This is a genomic window from uncultured Gemella sp. (genome assembly GCF_963537375.1).
Taxonomy (GTDB): domain Bacteria; phylum Bacillota; class Bacilli; order Staphylococcales; family Gemellaceae; genus Gemella.
The window spans coordinates 1-7,306 of record NZ_CAUTDQ010000058.1; the positions used below are offsets into that span (position 1 = coordinate 1).

Below are 7,306 nucleotides of genomic sequence, written 5' to 3' on the forward strand. Positions count from 1 at the left end.
CTGCCTAGATCTTATTTCCTATTTTTCTCCATGCCCCGAATTTGACAAAGAGCCTGACTTTCTAAATTATAATCTTTGTCTAGCATCTAAACTACGTCTTAATGCACCACCAATAGAGTTGATACATAAAACGACGATTAAGATTGCAAGGGCTGCTGGTAGCCAAATGTACATTTTGTTAATAAGAACGTCTGCATCTTTTGCATAAGATAACATAGTTCCGATACTTGGTGTTCCCGCTGGAAGACCGAATCCAAGGTATGTCAGACCTACCTCGATACCCATATTAGCAGCCAACGATAATGTAGCTTCTACGATAATGATCGAACTGATATTTGGTAAAATCCCTTGTAACATGATTTTCCAATCTGGTGTTCCCATAGTTTTTGAAGCAAGAACATAATCACGACGTGATTCTGATAATGCTTTACTACGTACTAGACGAGTTGATCCCATCCATGCGAACGCTGATAAAATCAGAATGAATAGTACAAGTCCGTAATCACGTTTAATACTTACGAATACGATGATTACCATAAGAGTTGGGATAATTACCATAAAGTCTACGAAACGCATCACAATATTATCAACACGTCCTCCGTAATATGCAATAACTAACCCTACTGCTGTACCAAACCCAATTGTTAATGCTGTTACCGCAACCGCGATAAGAATTGAGTTAAGCATCCCCATCATTAGCCATCCAAAAACTGAGTGACCACCTACGTCTGTACCTAATAAGAATCCATCCTCACCAGGTTTTAAGAAAATATTTAATAAATCTACATCAAAGTAAGTACTATATACTCCACTCACACGAATGTAAATATTGAAAAGTACTACGAAAATTAAAATTGCACTTAATGTGATTAAAGCTGCAAAAGCACCTTTATCCTTTTTAAATTCACGAGCCACAACTGAAAACCCAGAAGGAGTTTTAGTTATAACTTTTTCTTCTTTTGCTTTTGTCATTGTTCAACTTCCTCCTAGTCTAATTTAATACGTGGGTCAACAATTGCCATGATAATATCACTTAAAGTACTACCAAGCAATGTTAAGAATCCTGAGAATAACATTAATGTTGTAACAACACTGTAGTCTCTATCTTGAATACTTTGATAGAATAATTGTCCCATTCCAGGGTAACCAAAGATTGTTTCTACGAAGATACCACCACTGAATAATCCAGTAATAGAGAATCCGAAGAATGCTGCGATTGGTAAGATAGAGTTTCTAAAAATGTGTCCTGAATAAACTTTTTTAACTGGCACACCTTTAGCACGTGCTGTTTTAACATAATCACTTTGTTTCGCATCGATAACTTCATTACGTAAATATTGAACAGTTGATACTGTTGATAATAATGCTAAACAGATACCAGGTAAAATTAAGTGTTGCAGTTTATTAATATAGTATGTGAATGTTCCTGGATCAAGGTTAACATCTACAGATCCACTTGTTGGGAACCATCCTAAACCGAAACCAAATAATGCAATCATGAATAAGTATAATACGAATGATGGAATCGCTAGGAAGAAGAAGTTATAAAAGTTTACGAATTTATCGAATTTAGAACCGTTATAACGACCTGAATACATCCCCATAGGGATAGCAATTGCATACATAATTACCGCAGTAAATAATGACAGGTTGAATGTATTGAAAATTCTTTCTCCTAAAAGTGTTCCTACTGATTTACCAGTAGTATAGCTTAATCCGAAATCACCGTGCATGAAGTTTTTTAACCAAGTTAGGTATTGTTGATACCAAGGTTCATAGAACCCACTCGCTTGACGAATTGCCTCAATTTGTTCTTGAGATATTTTTGGATTTTCTGCTAAACCACTAAACGGATCCCCAGGCATAAGTTTAGCTAGACCAAACACTAGTATACTAAGGATGAATAGTTGTGGTATCATTACTAAAAAACGTTTTAAAACTACTTTCCACATTATACTTCTCCTCCTTTCATAGCTACATAGTGTGTATCTGTTAATTTTTTAAGTGGATACACTCTTCCATCTTTATCGAAATAATCATTGTAATGTTTTTGATACTCTTCTTCAACAGCTTCTCTAATTTCTTTTACTTCTTTAGCTTTATCTAAGTTAGTACTTGGAATAGCCGCAATAAGACGTTTTGTATAAATGTGTTGTGGATTATTGTATATATCTTCACGAGTTCCGCGTTCTACGATACGACCGCGATACATGATATAAATATAATCACACATGTGCTTAACAACACCAAGGTCATGAGAGATAAATAAATAACTTATATTAAAATCTCTTTGGATTTTTTTCATGAAGTTTAATACCTGAGCTTGAACTGAAAGGTCAAGGGCAGATACCGGCTCATCGGCTACGATTAAACGTGGATTACACGCGATTGCACGTGCAACACCAATACGTTGACGTTGTCCACCTGAGAATTCAAATGGATATTTATACATAGCTTCTTCACCCATACCTACGATGTTAAGAAGCTCTAATACGCGCTTTCTAGTATCTTCTTCAGATAAGTTTTCAAAATTACTAATAGGTTCTGAAATAATATCTATAATACGTTTTTTAGGATTTAAACTAGACATTGCATCTTGGAAAATCATTTGAACGTCACGATTATATTTTAGTTTTTTACGAGCTGCTTTTTTAGTAACATCTTCGTCTTTGTAAATAATTTGTCCATCAGTTGCTTTTTCTAAACCTAAGACTACTTTACCTACAGTAGTTTTTCCACTACCACTTTCACCGATTAGTCCATAAGTTTTCCCTGCTTCGATTTCAATATCAACCCCATCTACTGCATAGACATGATCTTTAATTGTATTGAAAAATCCACCGCGAATGGGATAATGTACTTTTAGATTTTCTACTTTAAGCATTGTTCTCCTCCCCTTCAAATTCAAAGTTTTTATAGCATGTACAACGTACATGATGTCCTTCTTCTACTTCATGTAAAGTTGGATTGTGTTCGTGTTCTTCATCTTTTACCCAAGATATACGATCAGCAAAACGACACCCTTGTCTGTCTAATGTTTTTAGAGAAGGTACCATCCCTTGAATAACGTAAAGGTCATCACTAGAATTTTCATCATCAAGTTGAGGAATACTACGTAATAAACTACGGGTGTACGGATGTTTTGGATTTTTGAAGATTTGTTCTGCAGTTCCAATTTCTACTACTTCTCCAGCATACAGTACAGCTACTCTATCAGCCATCTCAGCAACTACACCAAGGTCATGAGTAATTAGGATAATTCCTGCATGCATCTCTGCTTGAAGACCTTTAATAAGGTCTAAGATTTGAGCTTGAATTGTAACGTCAAGAGCTGTTGTAGGTTCATCTGCGATAAGAACACTTGGTTTACAGCTCATCGCCATAGCTATCATAACACGTTGACGCATACCACCTGATAGTTCGTGCGGATACTGTTTTGCACAACGTTCAGGATTTGGAATACCAACCTGAGTTAATAATTCAATAACACGTTTTTGTCTTTCTTCTGCACTTAATTCTGTGTGATAAATTAAGGCTTCTTCTATTTGTTTTCCAATTCTGTGTAATGGGTTTAACGAAGAAAGTGGATCTTGGAAAATCATTCCAATATCTTTTGTTCTAATTTTATTCATCTCATCTTCTGTTAAGTCTAGAATATTTTTTCCATTAAAAATAATTTCTCCAGTTGACTTAGTAAGATTTTCATTATGAAGACGCATAATAGTAGTCGCTAATGTCGACTTACCACAACCACTCTCTCCAACGATAGCTAATACTTCGTTTTTATATAGGTCTAAACTAACTTTATCAACAGCGTTAAAGTAATCGTCTTTAATTCTAAATGCTGTTTCTAGATTTTTAATCTCTAATAGTTTTTCCATTTACCTATCTCCTTCCAAAAAATAACTTACTTCAATAATAAATACAAACTTAAACTTTATTTCTTTGCATTTTCAATTAATATTGTTTTATTTTTGATTGGATTATAATATAAATCCAACCCTTAAATAAAAACAGCATAATACTATATTATAAAATTTTTAGAAAAAAAGCAATAAAAAAGAAAAAATTCAGAGAGAAAAATCTAGAATTTTCTGAATATTTATCAAAACACTCTATAAAACTAATAAAATTTCCTCTGAATATATTGAAAAAAACGACTCAAAATCTTATTTCCTAAAAAATACTTTATCAAGTCGCTTTTTTACTAATTTTTATATTTCTACTATCTTTGTTGGAACAACTGGATCAGTATCCATTATAATTATTTTATCATTACAATCGATAGTTTTTTTATCTACTTCTAGTATACAGTCTATATCTTTATTTTTAAGAGTCATATCAGCTGCCATACGAGCAAGTTCTTTCGTATTATTTTGCTCACTTAAGTGGGCTAAAAAGACATTTTTTGTATTATCTCCTACTATTTTCGTTAAATAATTAGCAGAATCTGTATTTGATAAGTGACCCATGTCTGATAAGATACGTTGTTTAGTCGTCCATGGATAAGGTCCACTCAGCAAAACATTCTCCTCATGATTACTCTCATAGACAATAGTATGAGAGTCTTTCACATAATCTATCATCTTATCAGAAACATAACCCGTATCCGTAAGAATACTCACCCTTTTTCCATCACACTCAAAAGTGTAAAACTGTGGATTAATCGCATCATGACTAACTCCAAAACTATTAACTACTATATCATCAAAAATCTTGCTTTCTTCTTTTTCAAAATGAAATTTAAGATCCGCGCTGATTTCACCACATTTAGTCATATTTTGCCAAGTAAGTTTATTAGCATAAACTGGAATGTTATACTTTCTCGCGAGTACTCCTACCCCTTTTATATGATCAATATGTTCATGTGTTACAAAAATCGCATTGATATCTTTAATATCACGCTCTATTTGCGCCAAGTTCTCTACTACTTTTTTCCCAGTCAGTCCTGCATCTACTAAACATTTAAAATTATTATGCTCTATATAAATACTATTTCCACTACTACTGCTGGCTAATACCGATAATTTCAAGTTGCACCTCCATACCAATTTTTCACTTTTCTATTATATCACTTTTACAATAGTTTAGGTAGAAAGAATCACTATACTGATTTTGATTAAAAAATTTCATAATAAACAACTCTAGAAAACCTTAACAAGAAAGAGTTTTTTATTTAATTGTCAGAAAAATTTAAAAATTTATTCAAAAAAAGCTTGCATTCCTAAAAAATAATGTGTATAATAAAAACAACAAAAACGAGAAGGAGGAACTACAAATGAAACAAACAACAACTTTAAAATCTTGGCAAAACTGGCGTAGATAATGTTGTGTGTATGTTTTTATGACGTAGACGCAACTTTAGTGTACTCTAAAAAGTGTCTATGTCGGCTGTAGAAAAATCGTTTTAAATTTCGCAAAAGGGCCGTATAGAATTCTATACAGTCTTTTCTTTTTGGAGTAAAATAAAAAATTTAAACAAATCTTATAGACAATTCGAAAGGAAATAAACAATTATGACAAATTTAGAAAATAACTTAAACAACTTAAAAGGATACTTTGGAGAATTTGGAGGAAGCTTCGTACCTGAAGTTGTACAAAAAGCTCTAGATGAACTTGAAGAAGCATACAACAAATATAAAGATGATGAAGAGTTTTTAGCAGAATACGCTCACTACTTAAAAGATTACTCAGGACGTGAGACTCCACTATACTACGCTGAGAGTTTAACAAACCACCTTGGTGGAGCAAAAATTTACCTTAAACGTGAAGATTTAAACCACCTTGGGGCACACAAACTTAACAACGTTATCGGACAAATTTTACTTGCAAAACGTATGGGTAAAAAGAAAGTTATTGCTGAAACAGGAGCAGGTCAACACGGTGTAGCTACAGCTGCTGCCGCTGCAAAATTCGGTATGGAATGTGAAATCTACATGGGAGCTCTTGATGTAGAAAGACAAAGATTAAATGTATTTAGAATGGAAATGCTAGGAGCAAAAGTTCACGCAGCTCAAGAAGGAGAAAAAACTCTTAAAGAAGCTGTTGACGCTGCATTCAAAGCATGGATTGAAAACATCGACGATACTTTCTACGTACTAGGATCAGCAGTTGGACCTCACCCATACCCAACTATCGTAAAAGACTTCCAAAAAGTTATCAGTCAAGAAGCAAAACGTCAAATCCTAGAAAAAGAAGGTCGTCTACCTGACTTAGTAGTAGCTTGTGTAGGTGGTGGATCTAACGCAATCGGTGCTTTCGCTGAATTCATCCCTCATGAAGAAGTAGCATTACTAGGAGTTGAAGCTGCTGGTCGTGGTCTTGATACAGATCGTCACGCAGCAACACTAACACTTGGTACTGTAGGAGTTGTTGATGGTATGAAAACTTACGCACTATTCAACGAAGATGGTTCAGTAAAACCTGTCTACTCAATCTCTCCAGGATTAGACTACCCAGGTATCGGACCCGAACACTCATTCCTAAAAGATGCAAAACGTGCTGAATACGTAAGTGCAACTGATGATGAAGCTGTTGATGCTTTACTTCTATTAACTAGAACAGAAGGAATTATCCCAGCAATCGAAAGTTCACACGCACTTGCAGAAGTAATCAAACGTGCTCCAAAACTAGATAAAGATAAAGTAATTATCGTTAACGTATCTGGACGTGGAGATAAAGACGTAGCGGCAATTGCAGACTACTTAGAAAATAGAAATAAATAACACAAAAACATCGCATACTAGCTTTTCTAATATGCGATGTTTTTTCTCAAATTATACCTTTATAACATTAAATTTATGAGTAAAAATTACTATAATTAACAAGTTGAAAACATTGATATAACAACTCTTATAAATAGTTGATTATCTACATTTAATTTGCTATAATCAAGGTCGGAGAGAGAAGTTAGGGAGTGTAACAACTCTCGATAAGGATTGCGGTAGTCGTTTATTTTTCAAAGTCATAGACTGAAGAAAAATATTACGAATAGCGTATGCAACAGGAACTTAAAAAGAAGGTGCTAAAAGTTAGCATCTTCTTTTTCTAGTTCCCACTGCTGTAGCTACTTCAATTTGAAAGGGGATGGTGCTATGTCCGCATACACTAAAATCTTGAAGAAAGGAGTAGCAAGTTGTCACCTTACGAAATAGTACAAACTATTATTGGTATAAATCTATTGATTGCAACAATAGTTGGAGTGTGCTTAACAGCGTTCAAAAATGACAATAAAAAATAACCATCTTTAACTTGGTAATAGCCCCCAAAATTCGGACAAATTTTGGAGGGCTATTTATTATGAAAT

At 33.9% G+C, this 7,306-nt stretch carries 7 protein-coding genes; 2 read left to right on the plus strand and 5 right to left on the minus strand.

Annotated features, from left to right (window positions below; translation table 11 throughout):
- Positions 1 to 66: 66 nt before the first annotated feature.
- From RYK99_RS08420 to RYK99_RS08440, 5 genes are all read right to left on the minus strand, one after another.
- Positions 67 to 972: an ABC transporter permease gene (locus RYK99_RS08420; RefSeq protein ID WP_314991775.1), complete on the minus strand. Its 906-nt coding sequence runs from the start codon at positions 970 to 972 to the stop codon at positions 67 to 69.
- 14 nt (positions 973 to 986) lie between these two features.
- A complete protein-coding gene (opp4B, locus tag RYK99_RS08425; RefSeq protein ID WP_003147508.1) occupies positions 987 to 1,952 on the minus strand; it encodes an oligopeptide ABC transporter permease in 966 nt (321 codons plus the stop codon).
- Positions 1,952 to 2,884 carry an ATP-binding cassette domain-containing protein gene (locus RYK99_RS08430; RefSeq protein ID WP_314991778.1) on the minus strand — a complete coding sequence of 311 codons (933 nt, stop codon included), beginning with the start codon at positions 2,882 to 2,884 and terminating at the stop codon, positions 1,952 to 1,954. The genes opp4B and RYK99_RS08430 overlap by 1 nt, the downstream gene beginning before the upstream one ends.
- Positions 2,877 to 3,881 (minus strand): ABC transporter ATP-binding protein, encoded by a 1,005-nt coding sequence (locus tag RYK99_RS08435; protein WP_314991780.1) that lies wholly within the window; start codon positions 3,879 to 3,881, stop codon positions 2,877 to 2,879. The genes RYK99_RS08430 and RYK99_RS08435 overlap by 8 nt, the downstream gene beginning before the upstream one ends.
- A 333-nt stretch (positions 3,882 to 4,214) precedes the next feature.
- The gene (locus RYK99_RS08440) at positions 4,215 to 5,033 is read right to left on the minus strand and encodes an MBL fold metallo-hydrolase (RefSeq protein ID WP_314991782.1); all 819 of its coding nucleotides are present in this window, start codon (positions 5,031 to 5,033) and stop codon (positions 4,215 to 4,217) included.
- 483 nt (positions 5,034 to 5,516) lie between these two features.
- Between RYK99_RS08440 and trpB the strand changes: the two genes are divergently transcribed.
- Positions 5,517 to 6,725, plus strand: a complete 1,209-nt coding sequence (gene trpB / locus RYK99_RS08445) for a tryptophan synthase subunit beta (RefSeq protein WP_314991784.1) — start codon at positions 5,517 to 5,519, stop codon at positions 6,723 to 6,725.
- Positions 6,726 to 7,135: 410 nt separating this feature from the next.
- Positions 7,136 to 7,240, plus strand: coding sequence for a putative holin-like toxin (locus RYK99_RS08865; protein WP_331271069.1), 105 nt, complete (start codon positions 7,136 to 7,138; stop codon positions 7,238 to 7,240).
- Positions 7,241 to 7,306 lie beyond the last annotated feature (66 nt).